Source organism: uncultured Campylobacter sp., assembly GCF_938039245.1.
Taxonomy (GTDB): Bacteria; Campylobacterota; Campylobacteria; order Campylobacterales; family Campylobacteraceae; genus Campylobacter_A.
This window is the reverse complement of sequence record NZ_CALHVN010000021.1, coordinates 1-23,795: the sequence shown is the minus strand read 5'-3', so window position 1 is coordinate 23,795 and position 23,795 is coordinate 1. Positions and strand designations below refer to the sequence as shown.

At 48.4% G+C, this 23,795-nt stretch carries 23 protein-coding genes and 2 pseudogenes; 15 read left to right on the top strand and 10 right to left on the bottom strand.

All coding sequences use genetic code 11. The features are described 5' to 3' along the window. From argS to Q0218_RS03640, 6 genes are all read left to right on the top strand, one after another. Entirely contained in the window at positions 1–1,587 is a 1,587-nt protein-coding gene (argS, locus tag Q0218_RS03665; RefSeq protein ID WP_297966301.1) for an arginine--tRNA ligase, read from the top strand. Positions 1,588–1,652: 65 nt separating this feature from the next. Beyond that, positions 1,653–2,000 carry a VanZ family protein gene (locus Q0218_RS03660; RefSeq protein ID WP_297966299.1) on the top strand — a complete coding sequence of 116 codons (348 nt, stop codon included), beginning with the start codon at positions 1,653–1,655 and terminating at the stop codon, positions 1,998–2,000. A 224-nt stretch (positions 2,001–2,224) separates the two neighbouring features. Further along, complete coding sequence (locus tag Q0218_RS03655; protein ID WP_297966298.1) at positions 2,225–3,094, top strand: neutral zinc metallopeptidase; 870 nt, start codon at positions 2,225–2,227, stop codon at positions 3,092–3,094. Positions 3,095–3,316: 222 nt separating this feature from the next. Next, positions 3,317–3,655, top strand: coding sequence for a hypothetical protein (locus Q0218_RS03650; protein ID WP_297966296.1), 339 nt, complete (start codon positions 3,317–3,319; stop codon positions 3,653–3,655). A gap of 384 nt (positions 3,656–4,039) precedes the next feature. Then, complete coding sequence (locus Q0218_RS03645; RefSeq protein ID WP_297966295.1) at positions 4,040–5,365, top strand: WD40 repeat domain-containing protein; 1,326 nt, start codon at positions 4,040–4,042, stop codon at positions 5,363–5,365. After that, positions 5,340–5,504 (top strand): hypothetical protein, encoded by a 165-nt coding sequence (locus Q0218_RS03640; RefSeq protein WP_297966294.1) that lies wholly within the window; start codon positions 5,340–5,342, stop codon positions 5,502–5,504. The genes Q0218_RS03645 and Q0218_RS03640 overlap by 26 nt, the downstream gene beginning before the upstream one ends. A gap of 60 nt (positions 5,505–5,564) precedes the next feature. On the opposite strand, the gene Q0218_RS03635 is transcribed toward Q0218_RS03640, so the two are convergent. The 3 genes from Q0218_RS03635 to nadD all read right to left on the bottom strand — a co-directional run bounded on the left by Q0218_RS03635 (position 5,565) and on the right by nadD (position 8,230). Then, on the bottom strand, positions 5,565–6,392 hold the full coding sequence (locus tag Q0218_RS03635; RefSeq protein ID WP_297966293.1) for an alpha/beta hydrolase: 828 nt from the start codon (positions 6,390–6,392) through the stop codon (positions 5,565–5,567). Positions 6,393–7,367: 975 nt separating this feature from the next. Further along, positions 7,368–7,694: a ribosome silencing factor gene (gene rsfS, locus Q0218_RS03630; RefSeq protein WP_009492759.1), complete on the bottom strand. Its 327-nt coding sequence runs from the start codon at positions 7,692–7,694 to the stop codon at positions 7,368–7,370. Continuing rightward, entirely contained in the window at positions 7,658–8,230 is a 573-nt protein-coding gene (nadD, locus tag Q0218_RS03625) for a nicotinate (nicotinamide) nucleotide adenylyltransferase (protein ID WP_297966292.1), read from the bottom strand. The genes rsfS and nadD overlap by 37 nt, the downstream gene beginning before the upstream one ends. A gap of 313 nt (positions 8,231–8,543) precedes the next feature. Here nadD and gap point away from each other — a divergent pair, with 313 nt between their 5' ends. From gap to Q0218_RS03595, 6 genes and pseudogenes are all read left to right on the top strand, one after another. Further along, positions 8,544–9,539, top strand: coding sequence for a type I glyceraldehyde-3-phosphate dehydrogenase (gene gap, locus Q0218_RS03620; protein WP_297966291.1), 996 nt, complete (start codon positions 8,544–8,546; stop codon positions 9,537–9,539). Between the two features lie 16 nt (positions 9,540–9,555). Beyond that, positions 9,556–10,758: a phosphoglycerate kinase gene (locus Q0218_RS03615; protein ID WP_297966290.1), complete on the top strand. Its 1,203-nt coding sequence runs from the start codon at positions 9,556–9,558 to the stop codon at positions 10,756–10,758. Beyond that, entirely contained in the window at positions 10,755–11,453 is a 699-nt protein-coding gene (locus tag Q0218_RS03610; protein WP_297966289.1) for a triose-phosphate isomerase, read from the top strand. Before Q0218_RS03615 ends, Q0218_RS03610 begins: the two co-directional genes overlap by 4 nt. 260 nt (positions 11,454–11,713) lie before the next feature. Then, on the top strand, positions 11,714–12,541 hold the full coding sequence (gene fabI, locus Q0218_RS03605) for an enoyl-ACP reductase FabI (RefSeq protein WP_297966288.1): 828 nt from the start codon (positions 11,714–11,716) through the stop codon (positions 12,539–12,541). 458 nt (positions 12,542–12,999) lie between these two features. Then, complete coding sequence (locus tag Q0218_RS03600) at positions 13,000–13,371, top strand: hypothetical protein (protein WP_297966287.1); 372 nt, start codon at positions 13,000–13,002, stop codon at positions 13,369–13,371. A gap of 415 nt (positions 13,372–13,786) precedes the next feature. Then, a pseudogene (locus Q0218_RS03595) lies at positions 13,787–14,305 on the top strand (hypothetical protein). 552 nt (positions 14,306–14,857) lie between these two features. Here the strand turns inward: Q0218_RS03595 and Q0218_RS03590 are convergent. From Q0218_RS03590 to exbB, 3 genes are read right to left on the bottom strand one after another with little or no spacing between them, the layout of a single operon-like run. Further along, positions 14,858–15,655 carry an energy transducer TonB gene (locus tag Q0218_RS03590; protein ID WP_297966286.1) on the bottom strand — a complete coding sequence of 266 codons (798 nt, stop codon included), beginning with the start codon at positions 15,653–15,655 and terminating at the stop codon, positions 14,858–14,860. Further along, on the bottom strand, positions 15,621–15,998 hold the full coding sequence (gene exbD / locus Q0218_RS03585) for a TonB system transport protein ExbD (protein WP_002950018.1): 378 nt from the start codon (positions 15,996–15,998) through the stop codon (positions 15,621–15,623). Before exbD ends, Q0218_RS03590 begins: the two co-directional genes overlap by 35 nt. After that, positions 15,991–16,419 carry a TonB-system energizer ExbB gene (gene exbB / locus Q0218_RS03580; RefSeq protein ID WP_002950017.1) on the bottom strand — a complete coding sequence of 143 codons (429 nt, stop codon included), beginning with the start codon at positions 16,417–16,419 and terminating at the stop codon, positions 15,991–15,993. Before exbB ends, exbD begins: the two co-directional genes overlap by 8 nt. A 216-nt stretch (positions 16,420–16,635) precedes the next feature. Here exbB and Q0218_RS03575 point away from each other — a divergent pair, with 216 nt between their 5' ends. Further along, complete coding sequence (locus Q0218_RS03575; protein ID WP_297966284.1) at positions 16,636–18,633, top strand: TonB-dependent receptor; 1,998 nt, start codon at positions 16,636–16,638, stop codon at positions 18,631–18,633. A gap of 385 nt (positions 18,634–19,018) precedes the next feature. On the opposite strand, the gene Q0218_RS03570 is transcribed toward Q0218_RS03575, so the two are convergent. From Q0218_RS03570 to prfB, 4 genes are read right to left on the bottom strand one after another with little or no spacing between them, the layout of a single operon-like run. Then, on the bottom strand, positions 19,019–19,627 hold the full coding sequence (locus tag Q0218_RS03570) for a tetratricopeptide repeat protein (RefSeq protein WP_297966283.1): 609 nt from the start codon (positions 19,625–19,627) through the stop codon (positions 19,019–19,021). Positions 19,628–19,648: 21 nt separating this feature from the next. Then, positions 19,649–20,992 (bottom strand): FAD-dependent oxidoreductase, encoded by a 1,344-nt coding sequence (locus Q0218_RS03565; protein WP_297966281.1) that lies wholly within the window; start codon positions 20,990–20,992, stop codon positions 19,649–19,651. Then, positions 20,989–21,306, bottom strand: a complete 318-nt coding sequence (locus Q0218_RS03560; protein ID WP_297966280.1) for a type II secretion system protein — start codon at positions 21,304–21,306, stop codon at positions 20,989–20,991. Before Q0218_RS03560 ends, Q0218_RS03565 begins: the two co-directional genes overlap by 4 nt. A gap of 11 nt (positions 21,307–21,317) precedes the next feature. Continuing rightward, positions 21,318–22,418 carry a peptide chain release factor 2 gene (prfB, locus tag Q0218_RS03555; RefSeq protein WP_297966279.1) on the bottom strand — a complete coding sequence of 367 codons (1,101 nt, stop codon included), beginning with the start codon at positions 22,416–22,418 and terminating at the stop codon, positions 21,318–21,320. A gap of 107 nt (positions 22,419–22,525) precedes the next feature. Here prfB and panC point away from each other — a divergent pair, with 107 nt between their 5' ends. Together panC and Q0218_RS03545 are read left to right on the top strand one after the other, a co-directional pair. Then, positions 22,526–23,347: a pantoate--beta-alanine ligase gene (gene panC, locus Q0218_RS03550; RefSeq protein ID WP_297966277.1), complete on the top strand. Its 822-nt coding sequence runs from the start codon at positions 22,526–22,528 to the stop codon at positions 23,345–23,347. Between the two features lies 1 nt (position 23,348). Beyond that, positions 23,349–23,795, top strand: a pseudogene (locus tag Q0218_RS03545) (30S ribosomal protein S12 methylthiotransferase RimO); the annotation flags it as partial.

The following is a 23,795-nucleotide window of genomic DNA, read 5'->3' as shown; positions in this document are numbered from 1 at the left end:
TTGAAAAAAAGCGTAATAAACGAGATAAAAGGCGCCGCAAGCTTTGACTTTGCGCTAGAAAAGCCAAAAGATAAGAGCTTGGCACACTACGCGATGCCTACTTTTAGCTTAGCAAAACAGCTCAAAAAATCCCCAGTAGCCATCGCCGCCGAGCTAGCATCTAAATTTGAAAATAGCGAAGTTTTTGAGGCTACGGCGCTAAACGGATATATAAATTTTAAACTAAAGCCGGGCTTTTTAGATAAATTCGCCTCGGCTAGCCTTGCAAATCCGAGCGAATTCGCAAAAGGCGGCGCAACTAGCGGCGAGAAAATTTTGCTCGAATACGTCAGCGCAAACCCGACCGGTCCGCTTCACATCGGGCACGTTAGGGGCGCGGTTTTCGGCGATACGCTAGCTCGCGTCGGACTTCACATCGGCGAAAATATCGCGACTGAATACTATATCAACGACGCAGGTAATCAAATCGAGCTTCTAGGCACGTCCATTTCGCTTTGGGCGCGCGAAAATCTGTTCGGCGAGAGCGTGGCGTATCCGGAGAAATTTTACCGCGGCGACTACATCGAGCCTATCGCAAAAGAAGCGCTTGAAAAATTTGGCAAAGAGATATTTTACGACGAGAGTCGAAATCTCGAGCTAGCCGAGTTTGGCAAGGATAAGGTGCTTGTTTTGATCAAGCAAAATTTGGCCGACGCGCAAATTTTCATCGAGAACTGGGCTAGCGAAAAGAGCTACTATGACAAGCTCCCTCTCACGCTAGATCGCCTAAAAAGCGAGAACGGCATCTACGAGAGCGAGGGTAAAATCTGGCTAAAATCAAGCGAAGTGGGCGATGAAAAAGACCGCGTTATCGTGCGTGAAGACGGCCGCGGCACCTATCTGGCCGGCGACGTGGTTTATCACGACGATAAATTTAGGCGCGGATTTGATCGCTGTATCAACATCTGGGGCGCCGATCACCACGGCTATATCGCGCGCATGAAGGCCGCACTGCATCTGCTTGGATACGACGAAAATCGCCTTGAAATCATACTTTCGCAGATGGTGAGCCTGCTAAAAGACGGCGAAGCCTACAAGATGAGCAAGCGCGCGGGCAACGTCGTGCTGATGAGCGACGTGGTCGAGGAGATCGGCTATGAGGCGCTTAGATTTATGTTTCTTAGCAAGCGCTGCGACACGCACCTGGAGTTTGACGTGGACGAGCTAAAGCGCGAGGATAGCTCAAATCCGGTATTTTACATCAACTACGCGCACGCAAGGATTAATCAAATTTTTGCAAAAGCTGGCAAAAACGTCGCCGATGTTGCGGGCGTGAAATTTGCAAATTTGAACGAGGACGGCAAAAATTTGCTATTTGAAGCGCTTACGCTAAACGATGTTTTAGTCGATAGCTTTAATACGCGCGCTGTAAATAAAATTTGCGACTATCTAAAGAGCCTGGCTGCGAATTTTCACAAATTTTACAACGAAAATCGCGTCGTAGGCAGCGAGAACGAATACGAGCTTTTAAAGCTTTTCGCCGTCGTCGCGCTCTCGATAAAAACGGCTCTGGGGCTAATGGGTATCGCCGCAAAAGATAAGATGTAGAAAAAATTAGTAAATTTAGAAGCGCTAAGCGGCGCTTCTCGTTTAAAAACAACCACTTAAAATCCATGAATATTTCTAAAATTTCCGCCGCATTTTTCTTTATATTTTTGATAGCCATAGAGTATCTCGCCCTCACGCCCGCGCAGATAAAACTCATCGAAAACAGCTGGGATAAGGCAAATCATTTCATCGCTTTCGCCGCGCTTTACGTTACTTTGCATTTTGGCTTTTCTAGGTTAAATTTGGGCGCAAAGGTTGCTATTTTGCTAGCTTACGGCATCCAGATAGAAGCAGCGCAGTCGTTTGTACCGGGCCGCTATTTTAGCCTGTTAGATATCGTTGCAGACGGCATCGGTATAGTTTTTGGTATCTTACTGGTGAAAATTTTGAACGGATTTAAGGCGGGATTTTAAATTTAAGACTTCAAAATTAACTAGCGCTACCTTCTTTTTATATCGCGCCGTTTTTACTTTGTTTAACTCAAGTTCATCGTCAAATTTAAACTAGTCCGCGGAGTAAAGCGATAAATTTATAAATAGTCGCTAAAATGCGCCGTAAAATTTAGCGGCAAGCGGCAAAAAAATAGCGCAAACCTGCGGCTAAATTTAAACGCAAAATCCAAAATGAAAGAGTAAAAATGAAATGGCAAGACAGCAGACGAAGCGACAACGTCGAGGATAGGCGGCAAAACAGCGTAAACAGCATGGGCTCGCTGGGCGCGCTCATACCGATTATCAGATTTTTACTGGGCTCAAACATCGGCCGCGTGGTGCTAGTTATTGGCGCGGTCGCGTATTTTATGGGCTTTAACCCACTTGCGCTGCTTGAGGGCGGCGGCGCGGGCACTCAAAGGGCGGCGCTAGATAGCCCGCAGGAGAAGGAAAAGGTCGCCTTCGTCTCTGCGGTACTGGCGCAGACCGAGGACGTGTGGAGCAAGGTGTTTAAGGCGGGCGGCGCTCAGTACAAAGAGCCTAGCTTGGTGCTTTTTAGAGACGGCGTTTCTAGTGCGTGCGGCACGGCTAGCTCGCAGATGGGGCCTTTTTACTGCCCCGCGGATAAAAAAGTCTATCTTGATCTTAGCTTTTTTGACGAGCTAGAGGCCAAATACAAGGCCGCGGGCGACTTTGCGCAGGCGTATGTGATCGCCCACGAGGTCGGACATCACGTGCAAAATTTGCTAGGAACGCTCGGTAAAGTAAACGAGCTAAAATCGCGCACGAAAAGCCCTGTAGAGCAAAACGCGCTGCAAGTCAAGGTCGAGCTGCAGGCCGACTGCTATGCGGGCGTCTGGGCGCACTACATGGGGCGCTATAAGGTGCTAGAGGACGGTGACATCGAGGAGGCGCTAAACGCTGCGAGCGCGATAGGCGACGATGCGCTACAGAAAAAATACCAAGGCCGCGTGACGCCAGACTCGTTTACGCACGGCTCGTCAAAGCAGCGCATGACGTGGTTTAAAAAGGGTTTTGAAGGCGGACAGCCAAGCTCGTGCGCGTTTGAGATCTGAATTTGACTTTTTAGCCCTGGGCCCCGTTTGGCGAGCTCGAATTTTCTGCTCGGCCACATTTAGATAAAATTTGAATCCAAGTGCGGCTTTTTCGGACCTCGTTTGGCGCAACTCAAATTTAAATTTCCGTGATTTTAAACAAATTTGTGCGCGGTACGGTTTGCTCGGCGCGCGGTTTGTAAATTTGGCGCAGCAACCGATAAATCAAAAAACGGAGCGAACATGAAAAAAAGGGACTTCATAAAAGGCGCGGCGACCTGTGCGGCAGGGCTTGCTACGGGGCTAAATTTATTTGCCCAGCAGACTTGCAAGACTAATGCGGCAAATTTGACGGACGGCGTAGATCTAAGCGGCGCGAAAAATCTCGGCGAGAGGCTTGCCGCGATGAATCCATATTCCACGCTAAATAATAGAATTTTGATACCGATTACCTGGCTTAGCGCAGATAAATTTGACGGCTCAAAAGATAAAAACGGTCTGGAGACGGCTCTAGGACTAGGTTACCGCCTGATCGATACGGGCGGGAGGCGAGGAGAGAGCGGCTGCTGCATTTGCGGCTAGCGGCCCAGAAGCGGGTAGCCGAGGCTTTAGCAAAAACTAGGCTAAATCCTGATTTGCGCTCTAAATTTAGCGAGTTTTAAGTCTTAGTGGATGAGCTTTGGCTGGGAGCGCACGTTTTGGCGGTATAAATTTAAGCTTTTTAAACTCGCTAAATTTTGCCGTCTTAATTTACCGCCTCATTGTGCAAATTCACGAGGCCTTTTTGCCGAGCTTTTTTAAATTTTCCGCTTTTAAATTGGCTTTGTCAAAAAGAGCGCTTTTGGGTAAAATTTACCCCCAAAAAAAAGCGTTTGAAGGTAGCAAATTTAGCCTTAAATTTAAACCGACCTGATAAAATCTCCAAGCGGCGCGGTAGACGCGGCAAACAAAATCCAAAGGAAATCAATGCAAAATCAAGAACGCGAAGCCCTCAAAAAGGAGTGGCAAAAAGAATGGAACGAAAAGGGCGAGAAATACGCCAAAGAGGTAAACGATATGGTGGCGTTTGCCCAGATTCACGGCTGGGATGCGTATAAAGGCGAGGAGCCCGTAGATGAGCGCGCGCATCTGGGCGAGGCGGTTTTTACTCTGCTAAAAGAAGCCAACGAGCGGGGCGAAACGGCTAAGTTTAGAGCCGATTTTCCGCCCTCAAACGTTATCTTTGAGGAGCGCGAGGACGAAGCGGACGATGCTGATGAGGAGGAAAAAATAGGAGACAAGCTGGGGGTCGTCGATCAAATTTGTTCTTTGCGGGGCGAGAATGCCCTTTTTGTCGTCTCTCAGAGCGAGCCTGAAGGCTGGCACAAAATGCTGTATCTGCTTGAAGGCGAGCGCGTTAGCGTTATCGCAAAGGACGTCATCGCCGTGGGCAAGTCAAAGCGAAACGAAATTTACGCCCTGCTTAGGAGAGGCGAGGTCGAGCTTATAAAAGGCTACGACGGCAGGGGCGGCGGCGAGTTTATCGCAAAATTTAGCCACGACGTGGAGCTAACATACAATGAAGCTGAAATTTTACCTTTTAACGACGGTAGCAAGGTGCTTTTGAGCTGCCACGACGGAATTTTTTTGATCTCGCAAAGCGGCACAAAACTCATCCATCCGATCTACGAGGACGGACAGCTTTGCAAGGACGATGACGGCAATGCCGCACTCTACATCGATATGGCCAATGCGACCCTCTCAAGCGACAATGAGCTCATCGTCGCCGGCGAGCAGTGCGACGACCACATCCTGATGGATAGCGAAGGCGAGCGACTGGGCAGCATAGGCGCGCAAAGCTCCTATCCGCACTTTTGCCTCTTTAGCGCGGACGATACGCAGCTCATCGCAAACTCCTGCCACTTCTACAACGGCGTTACGATCGGCGTGGATAGGGCGGCGCTAAAGCTCGGAGCGCAGATACATCGCGATAGGGATTTTACGCTAGTAGACGACGAGATGCGCGTATACGCGGGCGTGGCGACGCAGGATTTTTACATCCTGGGCGATGCATACGGCTACATCAGAGCAGTCGGCAAGGACGGGCGTAAAATTTGGCGCCACTATCTTGGCGGTACGATAAAGTCTATGGCGTTAAGCGAGGACGGGGACGTGCTATTTGTGGGTACATACGGCGGCAGGCTGCATAAGCTACGCCTAGGTGCGGGCCAAGACAGCCACACGATCGGCAACGGTAACCATAAAGAGGAATTTAGACTGATCGCTTTTGAAGATAAAATTTATCGGTGGTAAATTTCGCGGCGCACGGTATAACGGCTCAAATTTACGAGTCGGTAAAAAGCGCGCGAACAAAAACTACGCAAACGTCAAAAATACAGGCGGCAAAATGAAACATAAAGGCGCAAAACGAGCCTCTAAAACAAAGACTTAGCGCTAAAAAGCAGCGCGGCGACAAAATTTATAGACCTCGTCGCCACAAATTTATCAGTCGTTACTCGCCGACCGTATCGGCGTCAAACGTGCCTTCAAGTATGCTTTTGATAAAATAAACGGTTGCAAAGCGCGCGGCGGGCAAATTTATGAGCGTGTGCGGAGCATTAGGCAAGAGTAAAACTAACGCATTTTTCTTGTCGCCGTATGTTGCGGCGCAGTTTCCGGCGGCGTTTTCGTTGCCTAGATAGCTATTTTTTTGAGAAAAATATTTATCCTGATCGCTTATTAAATTTAAAACCGGCGTATCGTTAAGCGCCGTTTTATGCTCTTTTACAAAGTAATTCTCCTCGCACGACCAAGAGTTTATAATCTTGCCCAAAAAGTACTTGCCATCGTATCTGGCTACAGCCACTGCGCCTTCGCTGGTGCCGGCTAAAAACAGCTTGCTCGTATCCGCCCACTCCGTGTTTTTTAGCGCATCCAAGGCAATTTTGATTTCGCTAGAGCGTAGCGAATGGACCTTTTCATAAATTTCCTTATCCGCCGGAGATTTATATGTTATCCTGTTTTCCAGAGCCATACTATCAAACATAAAGCTTGCTATGCCCTCTTTTGCGAGCCACTCTTGCCATTTGTCAAGGCCTATTTTGTTGTTGATACCGGACGAGCCGTGTAGGAAAACTACGACCGGCGCTTTGGCTTGCGTCTTTGGGGCATCTTTAAAAGGTCCGACGTAAATATCGCCGCCCGTGACGTTTTTTGGAAGCGCGATCTGAGCCTGCGCTATGCCCTTTCTGGCTGACTCGCTCGTGTGCGAGTACGCGTCGCCCGCAAACAAATGCACCGCAAAGAGCGCAACCAATAAAGCAAAAGTTTTTCTAAACATAAGCATCCTTTATCTTGACTTTGATCGATTATATAAAAATTAGATTTAAGGTAGGCTTTTAATTTATAAAATAATCGCTAAAAAGCAGGAAAAACTCGCGGTAGTCGGCTTTTAAATTTCGGCGCTAAAACTGCCTTGACCGTAGCGCGCAAAAATCGGTTGCTTTTGCGTATTAAAAGTTCAAATTTAGCCCTTTTTGCCCGCCCTTGCAAGGCTAGAGCGCCGTAAAACGCGTCAAATTTGACGGCCACGGCTTAAAAATGTTTTCGCAATTTAGACTCGATTTTGGGGTTTAAATTTTACGTGGATAGTGCGAAGTATTGCGAGATGGATTTTTTTGGGGAGGGGAAGGTGCTTCCCTTGCGGTCGCAACTGCAAGCGGAAGCGGCGTAAAAATTTAGCAAAGATAAGGTATGTAGCCTATAAGGCTAAATTTTTACTAGCTCCGCTAAGACGATCGCGAGACGAGTCGCCTTGCTACTAAACGCGTCTAATTCGTGCTTTACGTCCCCGCTTACCACCCGCTTTTTGCCAAGTTCTTGGGCTAAATTTAAGGTCGCGCCTCCCGCCTTTTTACCGGCTTGGGGAGCCGAATTTGACCGCAAACTTTCCTTCTTGATCGTCGGTCTCAAAGTCAAATTTTGCAAGATAATTTTTGGTTTTTTAGCACGGGAAAAATTTAGCGTAAATTTTTAGTTCCATTTTTTGTTCCGTGGATTAAATTTGCGGGGCTTTGCGCTCGCTACTAGCCCGGAGTCGCCCGGCAAAATCGCGTCTAAAAATAGCTTTCTAAAATCGGTCAAATTTAAATAAGTGTAAAAGCCTGCGCGTCGGCTTTTGCCTCGGATAATCAAGCACGCCGCTTGCAAGATCCGGCAAATCTCAGCAGTTTATAGCGGTGGCTTCGGTCAAATTTGCCGTCCGCTTTGCGTTTTGGGCAAATTTGACGCTATCCGTGCGGCAAGCAAATTTAGCTTAGGCTTTCGCCTCTTTTAGCTTGCTTAGAAACTCTTCGATGTTGTATTTGGCGCGGTACTGCGCGCTCATGAGGTGGATAAGGATGTCGCCTAGATCGATCACGACCCAGTCGCCTGAGCTTTCGATGCCTAAAAACTGCTCGCCCTCGTCCTTTAGACCCTCTTTTAGGTCGTCCGTTAGCGAGTAGGCGTGGCGTTCGCCCATCGTGGTGGCGATGATGACGCATTTTGCGATGTATTCGCGCCCGCTCATGTCGATAGCTTCGATGGCTTCGGCCTTTTTGGCGTCTAGGATTTTGATGATTCGTTCGATTCTTTCTTGCATGTTTTTCCTTGGTAAAATTTCGCCGCTTCATCCGCTATGCACGGTATCATCAGGCTTTTGTCCAAATTTTGCCTGATTTGCGAGGACGAAACGGGCTCGTTTATGTTTAAAATTTTAAAATTTTCAGGCACGGCTACGTCGCCGCGGCTAGCTACGACGAAGGTCGCGAGCTTAAAGAGCTCGTCTATCTCGTGCCATTTATCCAGGCTTGCTAGATGATCGGCGCCGATGATGAGGTAAAGCTCGCTCACGGCGTAAATTTGCCATATATGCCGCACGCTTTCTATCGTCGGTACGGGGCAATTTTGCGCGATCTCGTAGTCGCTCACGCAGACCTTGGGTAGCGCGGCCCAAGCCTCGTTCGCCCACTTTAGCCGAAGCAGCGGCGGAGCGGAAAACTCGCTCTTAAACGGGCTGATAAAGGTCGGCATGATGATGAGCTTATCCGCGTCTAGCCGCTCTAGTGCGGCCTTAACGACGGCGTCGTGCCCGAGATGAGGCGGGTCGAAACTACCGCCGAAAAGCGCGATTTTCATAAATTTGCCTTTAAAATTTCGGTGCAGTTTAGCGAATTTGAAGTGAAAATTGGTTGAAAATCAAAAAATTCGCCGATAAAGCGCAAATTAAATGGAGATTTTGTAAAATTTGGGGATTTTTGGGCTTTGACGGGCTTGCTTTTGGCGTCCGTGCAGGGCCAAATTTGCAAAAGGCGGGCTTTAGAGCGGCTTAAATTTACGCGCTCGGCATCGGTTGAGGCCGGTAAATTTAACGCGCAAAAAGCTAAAAGTACGAAAATAACCTTTCCGGACGCCCTAAAGCGACCGGAAAATCTAGCACAAGGAGCTAAACATGGTAAAAATCGCGATCAACGGTTTTGGACGTATCGGCAGGTGCGCTGCTCGTATTATTTTAGAGCGAGACGACGTTGAGCTTGTCGCTATCAACGACACGGCGACGCGCGACATGACGCGCTATCTGCTCAAATACGATAGCGTGCACGGCGAATTTAAGCAAGACGTTAAGGTGATAAGCGACGATTTTATAGAAGTAAACGGCAAAAAGATAAGAGTTTTTTCAACAAGAGATCTAAACGAGCTTAGCTACGCAGACTACGGCGCAGACGTGGTTTTGGAGTGTACGGGCAAGTTTTTGACCACTGAAAAGTGCGAGCCCTATCGAGAACGCGGCATCAAAAAAGTCGTCATGAGCGCCCCTGCGAAGGACGATACTCCTACTTTCGTAATCGGCGTAAACGACGATAAATACGCAGGCGAAGCAATCGTCTCAAACGCAAGCTGCACCACAAACGGCCTAGCTCCAGTGGCAAAGGTGCTAAACGATAAATTCGGCATCGTAAAAGGGCTCATGACCACGATCCACGCCTACACCAACGGACAGAGTCTGGTAGACGTAAAAGCTAAAGACTTCCGCCGCTCGCGCGCTGCAGCCCTAAATATCGGACCTACGACCACTGGAGCCGCAAAAGCTATCGCAAAAGTACTTCCCGAGCTAAACGGCAAGATGCACGGCCAAGCCGTCCGCGTACCGGTCGCAAACGTCTCGATGGTCGATCTAACGGCGGTTTTAAAAAGACCGGCCAGCAAAGATGAGATAAACGAGGCGTTTAGAGCGGCTGCGGAGTCAAATTTAAAGGGAATTTTATTCGTCGATGACGATTATAGGGTTAGTAGCGACTTTTGCACGAGCGCATACAGCAGCATCGTGGCTAGCGACACTACGCAGGTCATCGCTGATGATATGGTAAAGGTCTTTGCGTGGTACGACAACGAGTGGGGCTACTCGACAAGGCTTGTGGACCTAGCTAAGATCGTGGCTACGAAATAAATTTAAAGGGCTAAAAATGAGTGAAATTTTATCGATCAACGACCTTGAGCTCGGCGGCGCGAAGGTATTTGTCAGGTGCGATTTTAACGTGCCGATGGACGAGTTTTTAAACATCACCGACGACCGCCGTATCCGCTCGGCGATCCCTACTATCCGCTACTGCCTGGATAACGGCTGCAGCGTGGTTTTGGCTAGCCACCTAGGACGCCCCAAAAACGGCTTTGAGGAGAAATTTTCGCTGCGAGGCGTGGCAAAGAGGCTTTCAAGGCTGCTTGATAGAGACGTGATATTTGCCGAGGACGTCGTCGGCGCGGACGCCAAAGCCAAAGTCGCCGCGCTAAAACCGGGCGAAATTTTACTTCTTGAAAATTTGCGCTTTGAAAAGGGCGAGACCAAAAACGACGAGGCGCTAGCCGCCGAGCTCGCTAAATACGGCGAATTTTACATAAACGACGCATTCGGCGTCTGCCACAGGGCGCACGCATCGGTTGAAGCGATCACTAAATTTTACGACGAGAAGCACAAAGCGGCGGGATTTTTGCTACAAAAAGAGATAAATTTCGCTCAAAATCTCATTAAGCACCCTGCGCGTCCGTTTGTGGCGGTCGTTGGCGGTAGTAAGGTAAGCGGCAAGCTGCAAGCTCTGCACAACCTGCTTCCGCGCGTGGATAAGCTGATAATCGGCGGCGGCATGGCGTTTACGTTTTTAAAATCGCTCGGCGAAAATATCGGAAATTCGCTTCTTGAAGAAGATCTCATCGAGGATGCGCGAGAAATTTTGCGCAAGGGCAGGGAGCTTGGCGTTAAAATTTACCTGCCTGTAGACGTCGTCGCGGCTCAGACGTTTTCGGCAGAAAGCGCCGTGAAATTCGTCCCCGCGCAAGAAATACCTAGCGGCTGGATGGGGCTAGATATCGGGCCAGCGTCCATTAGGCTATTTAAAGAGGTTATCGCCGACGCGCAAACCATCTGGTGGAACGGGCCGATGGGCGTTTTTGAGATGGATAAATTTAGCAAAGGCAGCATCAAAATGAGCCACGCTATCATCGACACTCACGCGACTACGGTCGTGGGCGGCGGCGATACGGCCGACGTCGTCGAGCGCGCAGGGGATGCCGACGAGATGACATTTATCTCGACTGGAGGCGGCGCAAGTCTGGAGCTTATCGAGGGCAAAGAGCTACCCGGCATAAAACCGCTTAGAAAGGCTGCGGAGTGAGGTTTTTAGCAAATTTAAAGTGCAATCATACGAGAGAAAGCTTTGCTAAATACGCTCAAATTTTAGACGCAAATTTAAGCGCAAACGACGACGTGACGGTTTTCCCTCCGTTTAGTGCGCTTGATCTTGCGGCTCATAAATTTAAACTCGGCGCGCAAAATTTCTATCCGTGCGAAAGCGGCGCTCACACCGGCGAGATCGGCAAGGCGATGCTGGACGAGTTTGGCGTAAAAAGCGTGCTGATCGGACACTCCGAACGGCGCGAGCTAGGCGAGAGCGAGGGGCTTTTGCGAGCTAAATTCGACTTTGCCGCAGAGGCGGGCTGGCAGATCGTCTACTGCATCGGCGAAAATTTGAGCGTGAACGAAGCTGGCGGTACGAAGGAGTTTTTGGCGGGGCAACTGAAAAATATCGACCTTGGCTACGAGCGGCTGCTGATCGCCTACGAGCCTGTGTGGGTGATAGGCACGGGCAAGAGCGCGAGCGCGGAGCAGATAGAGGAGATTTTAAATTTCATCCGCGAGCAGACGAGCGCGCCGCTGCTTTACGGCGGTAGCGTAAACGTCGCAAATATCGGCGGGATAGCGGGTATTAAAAACTGCGACGGAGTGTTAGTAGGAACAGCCAGCTGGGAGGTGTCGAAGTTTTTAGAGCTTATACGCGTGGTCTCGCATCGCTATACTTCGTTGTCTTAAAATTTTTGCTCGGTCATTACCTATATGGTAACTCCCGTCGCAAAATTTTAAGTCGCCTAGTCTAGCTTCGCGATACTGCCGCTATCAAATTTAGTGTTTTATTGAATTTTGTAAATTTCAAATTGCGAAGAATTTTAAGATGGATTTGAATGTTGTTGCAGATTTTGTGACCAAGACTAGGCATGTAGCCTGTCGCAGGGGGCAAAATCAAAACTCATTCAAAGACGCTTAAAAGCCAAGCAAAATAGAAAGGAGAAATAATGATTTTAAAAGGCAAAAAAGGCCTCATCGTCGGCGTCGCTAACGCCAAATCCATCGCTTACGGCATCGCCGAAGCTTGTCACGAGCAGGGTGCGCAGATGGCGTTTACCTACCTTAACGACGCGCTGAAAAAACGCGTAGAGCCGATCGCGGAGGAGTTTGGGAGCAAATTCGTCTATGAGCTTGACGTAAACAACCCAGCTCACTTGGACGGTCTTGCAGATCGCATCAAGGCAGACCTTGGCGAGATAGATTTCGTCGTGCACGCAGTGGCCTACGCGCCCAAAGAGGCGCTAGAGGGCGAGTTTGTAAATACGACCAAGGAGGCCTTTGATATCGCGATGGGTACGAGCGTGTATTCGCTACTAAGCCTCACGCGCGCAGTGCTACCTGTGCTAAAAGAGGGCGGCTCGGTGCTAACTCTTACCTACCTCGGAGGGCCGAAATTCGTGCCTCACTACAACGTTATGGGCGTCGCAAAAGCAGCGCTTGAAAGCTCAGTGCGCTATCTCGCTCACGATCTTGGCGCGCGCGGTATCCGCGTAAATGCGATCTCCGCAGGCCCAATTAAGACGCTTGCTGCAAGCGGTATCGGCGATTTTAGGATGATTTTACGCTACAACGAGGTAAATAGCCCGCTAAAACGCAACGTCACGACGCATGACGTCGGCAACAGCGCGATGTATCTACTCAGCGACCTTGCTAGCGGCGTGACCGGCGAGGTGCACTACGTCGACTGCGGCTACAACATCATGGGCATGGGCGACGTGGCTACCGACGCCGAGGGCAAGACGATCCTTGCGTGGGATGCGAGCAAGGCCGAGTAAGCGGCGCAAAGGGCGATCGGGCGCGACCGACGGCTAGGCTAGACATAGTGGATTTCGTTTATAGTGGCGCGTTTTGCCTTGCGATGCGGTATAAAGCCGCGGCCTGGCACGCGGCGTGCGGACTTTGGCCGGTACCGCACGCTTGATAAATAAATTTGCAGTAAAACTGCAAAAACGCCGCCTTATAGACCCGCCGTTTTGCGCGGAAGCGACGAGAGCGGAAGGCCTTGCTTCTGCCGTGCCCTGGTTTTACCTTGACCCATATTGCTACTGCGCGCCGGCGCTTGAGAGCGAAATTTTCGCCCTCTTGCGAGAGCTGCTTTTAACCGAGCGCTTGTAAGCTATTAGGGACGACATTTTGCGGCTTTTGGGCTATTACTGCGGCGATTTTAGCGCGCCGCGCGACCTCACGCGTAAATTTAAGCTACCGCAAGCGCTTTGCGTTAAAGGATTTTAAAATGCATTTAGAAAAACGACATAAATCAAGCGATTACGAGCTGGTGAATTTATTTGCCGAGTTGGAGCTAGTTTTGGCGCAAAACGGTAAAATTTGGAGCGACGTTAGAGCCGTAGGCAGCGCGGACGGCTTTATCGATCTAGCGAGATTTAAGCAGCTGGCCGAAGCGACTAATTACGATAACGACTGGGGGCTGTATGAGGTGCCGCTTGATCTGCGCGTGGAGCTAGACGACATGGTGCTCGTACGACGCGAATACGACGGCAAAGAGCGGTGGGAGGCGGTCAAATTTCGCCTCGTAAATCTAAACCGCGAGCTAGACGTTAAGCGCTTAAAAGACGCTTACGGGACGGATTTAAAGGACTTGGCGTAGTAGTTTTGGCGGATAATTTCGGCTACTTCGTAGTTTGGCGGAGTTGGAGATTTTTGCTGCGTCGGCTATTTTGCCTTTGTAAATATCAATCTGCAATCCTTTAAAATTTCGGGTCAAATTTTATAATACGGCAAAATTTAAGCCCAAATTTCGTTTGAGACGAAATTTACGTTCGTAGCGAAAGTCGCGTTTAAAATTCCAAGCGACTATGGCAAGCTAAATTTTCGCGCCGACTACACGGAGCCTGTCTTTTGTGCAGCTAATTTGGCAAATATTTGCCTAAAAACGTAAAAATTTAAACCTTTAAAACACGCAAAATTTACAAATCCGAGCGTAAATTAATTTTCGTCCCATAGGCGTTTCCGTGGCCTGTGCTACGGCGGCACGGGCGCTGTGTGCGTACTGTGCCTAGCCTATAGGCAGGATAAGGGGCCGCGATCTGAGGCTGTGGAACGACGAGCAGCTAGAGGCGCACGCCAGACTCGTCAAAGAGTGCGTCAAACAGGGCGCCGCTATGGCCGCCCGGCTCGCACATGCCGGCAGAAAAAGCGAGTGCGAGGGGCTGATCACACCTAGCGCTCTGAAATTTAGCGAGAGCTACAAAACGCCGAAACAAATGAGCGCAGAGGACATCGTCTCGGTCAAGCAAGCTTTCGCCAAGGCCGCGGTTAGAGCCCAGCGCGCGGGATACGCCGCGACCTAGATCCACGCCGCGCACGGCTATCTCATCAGCGAATTTCTATCGCCGGGGATTAACCTGCGAGACGACGAATACGGCGGAAGCTTCGAAAATCGCGCGAGATTTCTAAAAGAAATTTTAAGCGAGATAAAAGCCGCGGTACAAATCCCCGTCGGCGTACGCATAAGTGCACAAAGCTGGGTAAAAGGCGACTGGAGCCTAGAAGTTAGCGTGCGGCTGGCAAAACAGCTCTAAACGCTGGGCGCGGCGTTTATCCACGTCTGGGCGTGCGGATTTTTTGAGCGCACGGATAGCGCGCCGGCGTTTACTCTGCTTTATCAAGCGGACTACGCTAAGGCCGTAAAGCAAGCAGTCGGTATCCCGGCGATCGCGGCCAGACTCATAACAAAGGCGTCCGAGGGCGAGGCGCTGCTAGTAGGCGGAGTTTGCGACGCGGTGGCCTACGGTAGAGAGCTGCTGCGAAATCCAAATTCGCGCAAGCTGCGATGAGCGAACTAGGATGCTGCGAGCTAATAGAAAACTCGTATAAAAGGGCGTTTAAGTAAAATTTGGGGAGATCGCTAAGTATAAATTTGAACTAACGGCGTTGGCTAAATTCGGCGTAAATTTGGCAAATTTTGATTCTTGCTGCAGCGTCAAATTTGATTTGATCGCAACCGATTTAGCGGCACTAAATTTATAACTAGAACGGCTTATTTTTATGCTTTTTATTAAAATTTATTTTGCTTTTGCATCAAATTTTGTAAAATCAAAAGGTAAAATTTAAGCCGTAAAAACGGCTTAAATTTACGTGATATTGTATTTAACGGGGATTTTGATGACGTAGTCGCGATCAAGCGTCGGAAAATCCGGCGCAGCGCGATTTATGAGCTCGACTGCGGCCTCGTCTAGCGTTTCAAAGCCTGAACTTTTTATTACTTTTACGTCGTGGACGCTACCGTCTTTTTTAAATACAAAGCTAACCTCTACGACGCCCTGATGTCGCATTTTTTGGGCGCGTTTAGGGTATTTATGGTGCTTTTGTATCGCCCTTTGGATTTTAGCAAATCTCTCATCGCCGGCTGATGTCGAGAAGTTAAACTCTCCTACCGTCTCCGCTCCGCTAGGCGGTAAATTTGAGCTGGTTTTCGACGGAGCAGGGCTTGGTTGCGGCGCCGGCGGCGTAGGAGTAGGCGGTGCGGGAGTCGGAGGCGCTTGCACTACCTGCGGTTCAGGTTCAGGCTCAGGCTTTTTAACCGGCTTTGGCGTAGGTTTTGGTTTTGGCTTTGGCTTCTCCACGGGTTTTGGCTTTTCTACCGGCTTAGGAGGCTCAACCGGTTTTGGCGGCGTGACGACAGGTTCGGGTGGCGGCGGTGCAGGCGGCGCTGGAGGAGGCGGAGCTGGAGGAGTTGGGGCCGGAGGTGCGGGAGGCGGAGTAAAGGTGTTTAACGCTATTTTAACGCTTTTTTCTTCCGGCATCGGCTTTAGCTCGTCGTAAAATTTGATAAAAGATCCGATGAGGATAGAGTGCAACAGGATAGAAACGCCAAGCCCAGTAAAGCTGGCGCGTCTATTCAGTTGTTGTCGTGATAGCGAAGTTTTCATGATTTTTTTCTTTTAGTATGTCGATGACCTTGATAAACGAGTCGAATTTGCTCTCTTTATCGCTTTTAAGTTCTATTAATGTTTCGTTTTTTATCTCGTTTAGCTTTTCTTTTAAATTTTCCTCGGCGATTTTCTCTTCGCCTATAAAAAATTCATTATCTTTATTAATTAAAACGGCTATTTTATCGTTTTCGTCTTGCTTTTTTTCCGCGCTTTCGCTGTTTGGCAGGTCGATTTTGATATTGCCCTGAGCGATAAAAGTCGAAATGCTAAGTACGATGGCTAACAAAACGAGCATAATATCTATGAGCGGGATTACGTTTAATCCCTCTTTTTTAGGCATTCTCACGTGAAGCCTTGTAGCGGTTTACTAAAACGTCCACTTTTCTCATAAAAGCGTTGTAGATCATTAGCGTCGGTATCGCGACGATGAGGCCTAGCGCGGTTGCTTTTAGCGCGAGAGATAGGCCGACCATGATGCTTTTAGTGTCGATGCCGCCGCTCATACCCATGTCGTAAAAGGTCACCATGATGCCAGCAACCGTACCCAAAAGTCCGATATACGGCGCATTTGAATAAACTATATAAAGCGTTGTTAAATTTCTAGTTACGCTCTCTTCAAAGTCGTCTTGATTCTTATAATTTTCAAATTTAACGTTTGCGTAAAAGATCAAGCGCTCTATCGTAAGCCACACTACCGTAAAACTCATAAGCCCTAAAATACCGATGATAACGTAATCGACGTTGTGTTTGAGAAATTCCATTTAATGCCTTCTTGTAAAATTTGCGCGCCAATTATATCAGATTATGGTATTTATTGTCAATAACGAATAAGCAAGTAATATTTTAAATGATTTTATCTAAAATTTAGTCTTAGAATTATAATATTCGTTTTCAAAATCTGAGCGGATTAAAGAAAACAAAATTTAAATATTTTTCTAAATCGGCGTAAAATTTAATAAATTTAAAGAGGAGAAAAAATGAGTTTTAACAATGTTGCGAAGATTTCTTTCGTCGCGGCTCTAGCTATCGGCGCAAATGCCGCCGAAAACGTAACGCTAAGCGGCGTAGAGGTAAGCAGCACTAGCGGCGGCTACGGCGTAGACGACGTAAAGATAAGCACGAGAAATGCAGGCATACTAAAAGACGTCATGCGCGATATTCCCGGTGTTTACGTAGGCGGCACGAACGGCATGAATCAAAAAATTTACATGAGGGGCGTGAGCGACCGCGGCCTAAATATCACGATCGACGGCGCGAAGCAAAACGGAAATACCTTTCACCACAACGCAGACCTCCTGATCGACCCCGATCTAATCAAAGCCATCGACGTTGAGGTCGGCTCGCGCTCTGTAGTAAACGGCGCCGGAGCTCTTGGAGGCTCTGTGGCTTTTAGGACGGTGGACGCTAGAGACCTGCTGGAAGAGGGCGAAATCATCGGCGCGAAAATCAAAACGGGCTATGCTTCAAATAACGACGAATTTTCGCAAGGGCTAATGGTCTTTACTGCGCCCGTCGAGGGACTTGACTTTTTAGCCGCGCTAAATCACAAAGGCTACGACTACGGCAAGAGCGGTAACGGCAAGAAAATCGGCGGCGACGGTAACGACCTTAGCTATCTTTTTAAGCTCGGATATAGCTTTTTAGACGCGCACAGGATATCGCTCTCTCACGAGCACAACCACTACAAGGGACTTTATCCTTTAAGAGCAGAATTTGGTAGTTGGCATACAAATGATGACTACCGCAAATACGAGCGCGACACGACGACGTTAAAGTACGAATTTACGCCGAGCGAACTGCTAAATCTAGACGTAACGGCGTATCATACGAAGCATCAGAGGATCGACGGTAGCAAATGGGGCGTAAAAACTAGAGGCCTAAGCGCGAAAGCAAAAACCGCGATAGAGACGGGCGACGTGACGCAAACACTAAGATACGGCGCGGAGTACTACCACAGCGAGAATTTTAACAAACCGCAAAACAACCGTCCCGAAAAAGTAAACAACTACTCGTTTTACTTAGAGGACGCGATCAAATTTGCAGGCCTAACTGTGACTCCTGGCATCAGATACGAGCGCCACGAGCTAAAGACATATAACGGCACGGGCGCAAATATCGGCGGATACAAATACAAATTTGACGAATTTACGCCCGCTCTCGCGCTTGATTACGAGTTTATGAAGGGGCTTGGCGTATTTGCCAGCTATGCTAAGGTGTTTAGAGGACCGGACGTTATGGAGTCTATGCTAGCTAGCGGCTCTAGCAGGGGTACGGCGCTGGGATACAGAGCAAACCCTGATCTAAAGGCCACTACGGGCGATAGCTACGAGATCGGCGGACGCTACAAGGGCGAGTTTAGCGAAACGGGACACGTTAGCTTTGTAGCTAAATACTTTAAAACCAAATACAAAAACCTAATCGTAGATAATAACGCAGCAGGCGGGCGTATAAATCCGGTGCTTTATAGGATCAACGCAGGCGGCGCGGATATCGACGGCGTCGAGCTTTTGGCTAGACTAAACCTCGACGCGCTAAGCTTAGGCGCTAGCTATACTCATCAAAAAGTAAGATATAAAGACCGCGTGAGAAACGGTAGCGGCGGCTACTACACGTCAAATATCATCGGCTACCGCGACCAAGGTGACAAATACACCTTTAACGCCGAGTATTCGATAAACGCTATCGATACGCTCGTGGGCTATAATCTTATTTATTTCGCCTCGAAAGACACGACGAGTGCTGGCAACGACGCTGCCGTACATATCCCGAGCTACGCCGTGAGTGATATCTATCTCACTTATGCGCCAAGTGGCGGTAAATTTAAGGGACTTGAGATAAACGCTGGCGTTTATAACGTATTTAACAAAGCCTACGTCTCGCAGTCTCAAAGAATAGCCGAATATACGGGCGATGCGAACGCGATCGACTGGGAGCCGGGCAGAAACTTTAAGGTTAACGTCTCTTATAAATTTTAATTTTTATTCTAAACTCATGCATCTGGGGGCTTAAATTTGAGCCCCTTTTTTCTATCTTTTATCAAATTTACTCAAATTTGGCGTTGTTTATTTTTGTATTTGCGAGTAAAATCCGCTCAAATTTAACCTGTTTTTTGGCGGAGCGAATAAAATTTGGCTACGGAACGTCAAGAATAAAACCTAAATTTTAGCGGTTAAATTTGCGAGCATTCGGCGTCAAATTTGACGGACGGTTTTTGGTTTTTATATTTTCAAGATGTGGGTTTTGGGAGGTAAATTTTGGGGCAAATTTGAAGTTAAATTTGCTACGGTCAAATTTAAAAAAGGCGAGCCGAATTTGACTCGCCGTAGTAAATTTAACGCCGAATTTAAATGCGTTAAATTTTTATCGCTTTCTGCCCATTCTTTTTAGATTGTCGCATGCAGACGTGTCGCCGCTAAAGCACGCCGAGCGGTAGATGCTTCTAGCTTTTGTTTCATCCTGCGCTACGCCCAACCCATGCTCGTAAAGTACGGCCGTGTTTGTGCAGCACGGTACGTCGCCTAGTTTGCAGCCTCTATCGTAGGCCGACATGGCGTTTGCGTAGTCCGGTTCTTTGCCGTCGATTGCCGAGCGATAAAACTCGCCTAAGTAGTAGCAAGAGTACGCCCCGCCGTTCGTGCATGAGGCGCTATAGATTTCAAGTGCTTTGTTTGCGTCTTTGCTCACGCCAAGGCCTGTTTGGTACATGTTAGCGAGGTTTGTGCAGGCGGCTTGATAGTTGTTTTTGCATGCTCTTTCATAGTATTTTAGAGCGGTTTTGTGATCTTGCAGATTTTGATAGCTGATGGCAAGATCGTTGCACGCGGAGTAGTTGCCGCTTTCGCATTTTGGCTTTAGAACTTCGATGGCGCGTTTGTTAAAATCGTAGTCGGGGTTGTCGTTGGGTCCGCCGCTTGAAGCTGCGCATCCTACAAATAAAAGCCCGATAAAGGTAAGAAGTAAATTCCTCATTTTTTATCCTTTCCGTCGTTTTTAAAATTGTCCAAAGAGGTCATTTAGCGCTTCGCTGATACTAGGGTGGGTGAAAATCTGATTTTTAAAGAAATCAGCGCCCGCGCCTAGAGCCATTGCGATGGCGATTTCGTTGATAAGCTCGTTTGCGTAAACGCAGTGAAATGCCGCGCCCAAAATTTTGCCGCTTTTTGCGTCCACGATCGCTTTTAAAAATCCGGTTTCGTTGCCGACTACCTTTGCGCCGGGGACTGCTGCTAGCGCTAGTTTTAGGACTTTAAAGTCCAAATTTTGCGCCGCGGCCCGTTTCTCGTTTAGTCCGATGCTAGCTAGCGGAGTCTCGGTAAAAAGCGTGCTGGCATGAGGCGAGCGGTTTAGAGTACTGCGTTTGCCGGCGCCAAAAAGCTTGTCAAAGACGATGCGAAAATCATCTAGGCTCGTGTACGTGAAAAGCTCGCCGCCGCGAACATCGCCTACTGCATAGATATGCGGCTGGGCGGTTTGCAAAAACTCGTTTACCGACACGTTTCCTTTGGCGTCCGTTTGTACGCCGGCTGCGCTCAAATTTAGCTCTGCAGTCGCCGCTACGCGCCCCGTCGCTAGTAAAAACGCGTCCGCGTCAAGGCTTTTTGCCTCGCTGTTTTGGGTGAAATTTAGCGTGCTATCTTTTAAATTTTTAACTTCGCAACCCTCTAAAATTTCGATCCCTTGCGTTTGTAGTAGCGCTTTTACGCTCTGTTTTACGTCATCGTCCTCGTTTTTTAGCACGCCCGAGCGAGCTACGATAGTGACTTTTGAGCCAAACTCCGCAAACATCGAGGCAAACTCAAGCCCGATGTATCCGCCGCCTACCACCGCTAGGTGTTTTGGAAGCGTTTTTAGATTTAAAATCCCAGTACTGTCAAAAGCTAAATTTGAACTAACCTCAAAGCTTGGTTTTTCGTTAATCGAGCCCGTATTGATTACGATGGTTTGCGCGGTAAGCGTGCTTTTTGAGCCATCCGTAGCCGTGACTCCAATGCTGTTTTTATCTATAAATTTAGCCGTGCCGTTTATCACGTCGATGTTTGCGTTGCCGTCAAGCATAGCGAAATTTTTAGCTCTAAGCGCGGAAACGAGAGCGTCTTTTTTCTCGATACTTAGCGTGAAGTATTCGCCCGCGACGTTATTATTTACGTATTGCGCTTCTTTGCTTAAATTTACTAGTTTTTTTGTTGGGATGCAGCCGACGTTTATGCATGTGCCGCCGTACATCTGCGCCGATTTTTCGATTACGGCGACCTTTTTGCCTAAATTTGCGGCTTTTACGGCGAGAGTTTTGCCTGCTTTGCCAAAGCCGATGACGATGATATCGTAGTTTTTCATATGTTTTTTCCTAGTATGTAGTGCGTAGTTTCATTTACTCTTTTTATGTTTATCTTGTTTTTTTCAGCCCAGTTTTCGATCACGTTTAGCGCGTCGCTTTGCGCGTCAGGCGTTTTGCCCGCGTTTTTTATCTTAAACACGTCTTCGCTGCCGCTCATCGCGACGAAGCTACCAAGCGGTTTTAGGTGATCGTTTAGCGTGATTATGCTACTTAAATTTAACCCGTCGCAGTTGTTTAGGATGCGCTTAACTTGCGCGGTGGTCGCGTCGTTTTCGTTGTAGCCTAGTTGGTTTAAAAGAGCTGAAATTTCCATATTTTTCCTTTCTAGTTTATGCTTTTTTGACTTACCAAAACGCCCTCGATGAGCTTTTTTATGTCGCCGTCTAGTATCGCGTCGGTTTGGCTATATGCCTCGCCGCTGCGGTTATCCTTGACCTGCTGATACGGGAAAAGCACGTATGAGCGGATCTGGTGGCCCCAGCCGATCTCGCTTTTTTCGATACTGCCGGCGGCTTCTTGCTGCTTCATCAGCTCTAGCTCATAGAGGCGCGATTTTAGCATTTTCATCGCGGTGGCTTTGTTTTTGTGCTGGCTACGGTCGTTTTGACACTGTACGACGATGCCGGTAGGCGCGTGAGTGATGCGTACGGCAGACTCGGTTTTATTTACGTGCTGACCGCCTGCTCCGCCTGCGCGGTAGGTGTCGATTTTTAGGTCTTTTTCGTCGATTTCTATCTCGATGTCGTCGTCGATCTCCGGACTTACCATCACGCTAGTAAAGCTCGTGTGACGGCGTCCGGCGCTATCAAACGGGCTGGTTCGTACTAAGCGGTGGATGCCGTTTTCAGCCTTTAGGTAGCCGTAGGCGTTTACGCCTTTAACGATAAAGCTCACGTCTTTTAGTCCTGCTTCTTCGCCTTCTTGGAAGTCCAGGGTTTCGACCTTAAAGCCCTCTCTTTCGCAAAAGCGCAGGTACATGCGGTATAGCATACTCGCCCAGTCGTTACTCTCCGTGCCGCCCGCGCCCGGGTGGATGGTGACGATGGCGTTTTTGCCGTCGTCCTCGCCGCTAAGCAGCATAGAAATCTCTAAATTTACAATCTTATCCTCTAATTCGCCAGCCTCGGCAAAGAGCGAATTTATCGTCTCTTCGTCGTTTTCAGAGTTTGCCAGCTCGTATAGATCCTTTGCATCGTCTACGGCGCTTTTGGCGTTTAGGAAGTTATTTAAGATATTTGAAATTTTAGTTTTTTCTTTGCCGATGGCGCCTGCTTTTGCGATATCCTGCCAGAAATTTTGATCGTTTTCTAGCTCCTCGATCTCTTTTAGGCGAGCTTTGATGCTTTCAGGCTTTACGACGCCAGCGATATTTTCTACTTTTGTGTTTAGTGTTTTTAGGAGTTCCGTGTATTCGTAATTATCCAAAATTTAAGACCTTTTTTGTGCTTTTTGGCGTGATTATAACATATTTGTAAGAGTAAAGATAAAATTTGCTATAATCGCGCGTTAAAATTAAACATAAAGAAGAGAAAATGCAAATTTTAAAAACAGCAGAACAGCTGCGAGATTTTGTCGCGGCAAATCCCGAAAATATCGGCTTCGTACCTACGATGGGCGCGCTTCACGATGGGCACGCTAGCCTCATAGAAAAGTGCGTAGCGGAAAACAAAACCGCGATCGTTTCGACCTTCGTAAACCCGACTCAGTTTTTGGCGGGCGAGGACTTTGATAGCTATCCCAAAAACGAACAAAACGACGCTAAAATTTGCGAGGAGCTGGGCGTACATGCGATGTTTGCGCCTGAGGCTAGGGAGCTATATTTTGATACCGAGCCGTTAATTAGCGCGCCTGAAAATTTAGCAAGCGTGCTTGAGGGCAAGACTCGTCCCGGGCACTTTGACGGCGTGCTTCGCGTGCTAAATAAACTCTTTAATCTAACAAACGCAAAGCGCGTCTATATGGGCAAAAAGGACGCGCAGCAGCTGCTCATCGTGCGAAATTTCGTAAAAACCTGTTTTTTAAATTTAGAGATCGTGCCTTGTGAGATCGTTCGCGCAGCCGACGGACTGGCGCTTAGCTCGCGAAACGCCTACCTAGACGAGGGGCAAAAGCTAGAGGCGCTTAAGCTTTCTCATTCGCTTAAAAAAGCCTCAAATTTGATCGCGGCCGGCGAGCCAAGCGCACAAACGATAAAAGGCGAGATGCTACAAACCCTAGAGCCGCTAAACGTCGACTACGTCGCGATCGTGGATAGAAATTTAAACGAAATCTCGCTAATAGAGCCAAGTAATACCATCATCCTAGTCGCCGCGTACGTGGGCAAAACGCGTCTGATCGACAATCTGTGGGTATAAGATGGGTAAACTTCACTTAGTATCATTAGGCTGTAACAAAAATCTGGTGGATTCTGAAATCATGCTCGGACGCCTCTCAAACTACGAGATCACGCCCGACGTGGCCTTGGCCGACGTCATCATCGTAAACACCTGCGGCTTTATAAATTCGGCAAAAGAAGAAAGCATCCGCGCGATCCTGGATATGCACGAAGCGCGCAAAAAAGGCTCATTGCTCGTGGTCACGGGCTGTCTGATGCAGCGATACCGCGAGGAGCTGATGAAGGAGCTGCCCGAGGTCGATCTATTTACCGGCGTCGGAGACTACGACAAGATCGATGAAATCATCCTAAAAAAGCAAAATTTATTTAGCCCGGACACCTACCTGCAAGCAAGCGAAGAGCGCGTGATAACGGGCTCAAACTACCATGCCTACATCAAAATTTCAGAAGGCTGTAATCAAAAATGC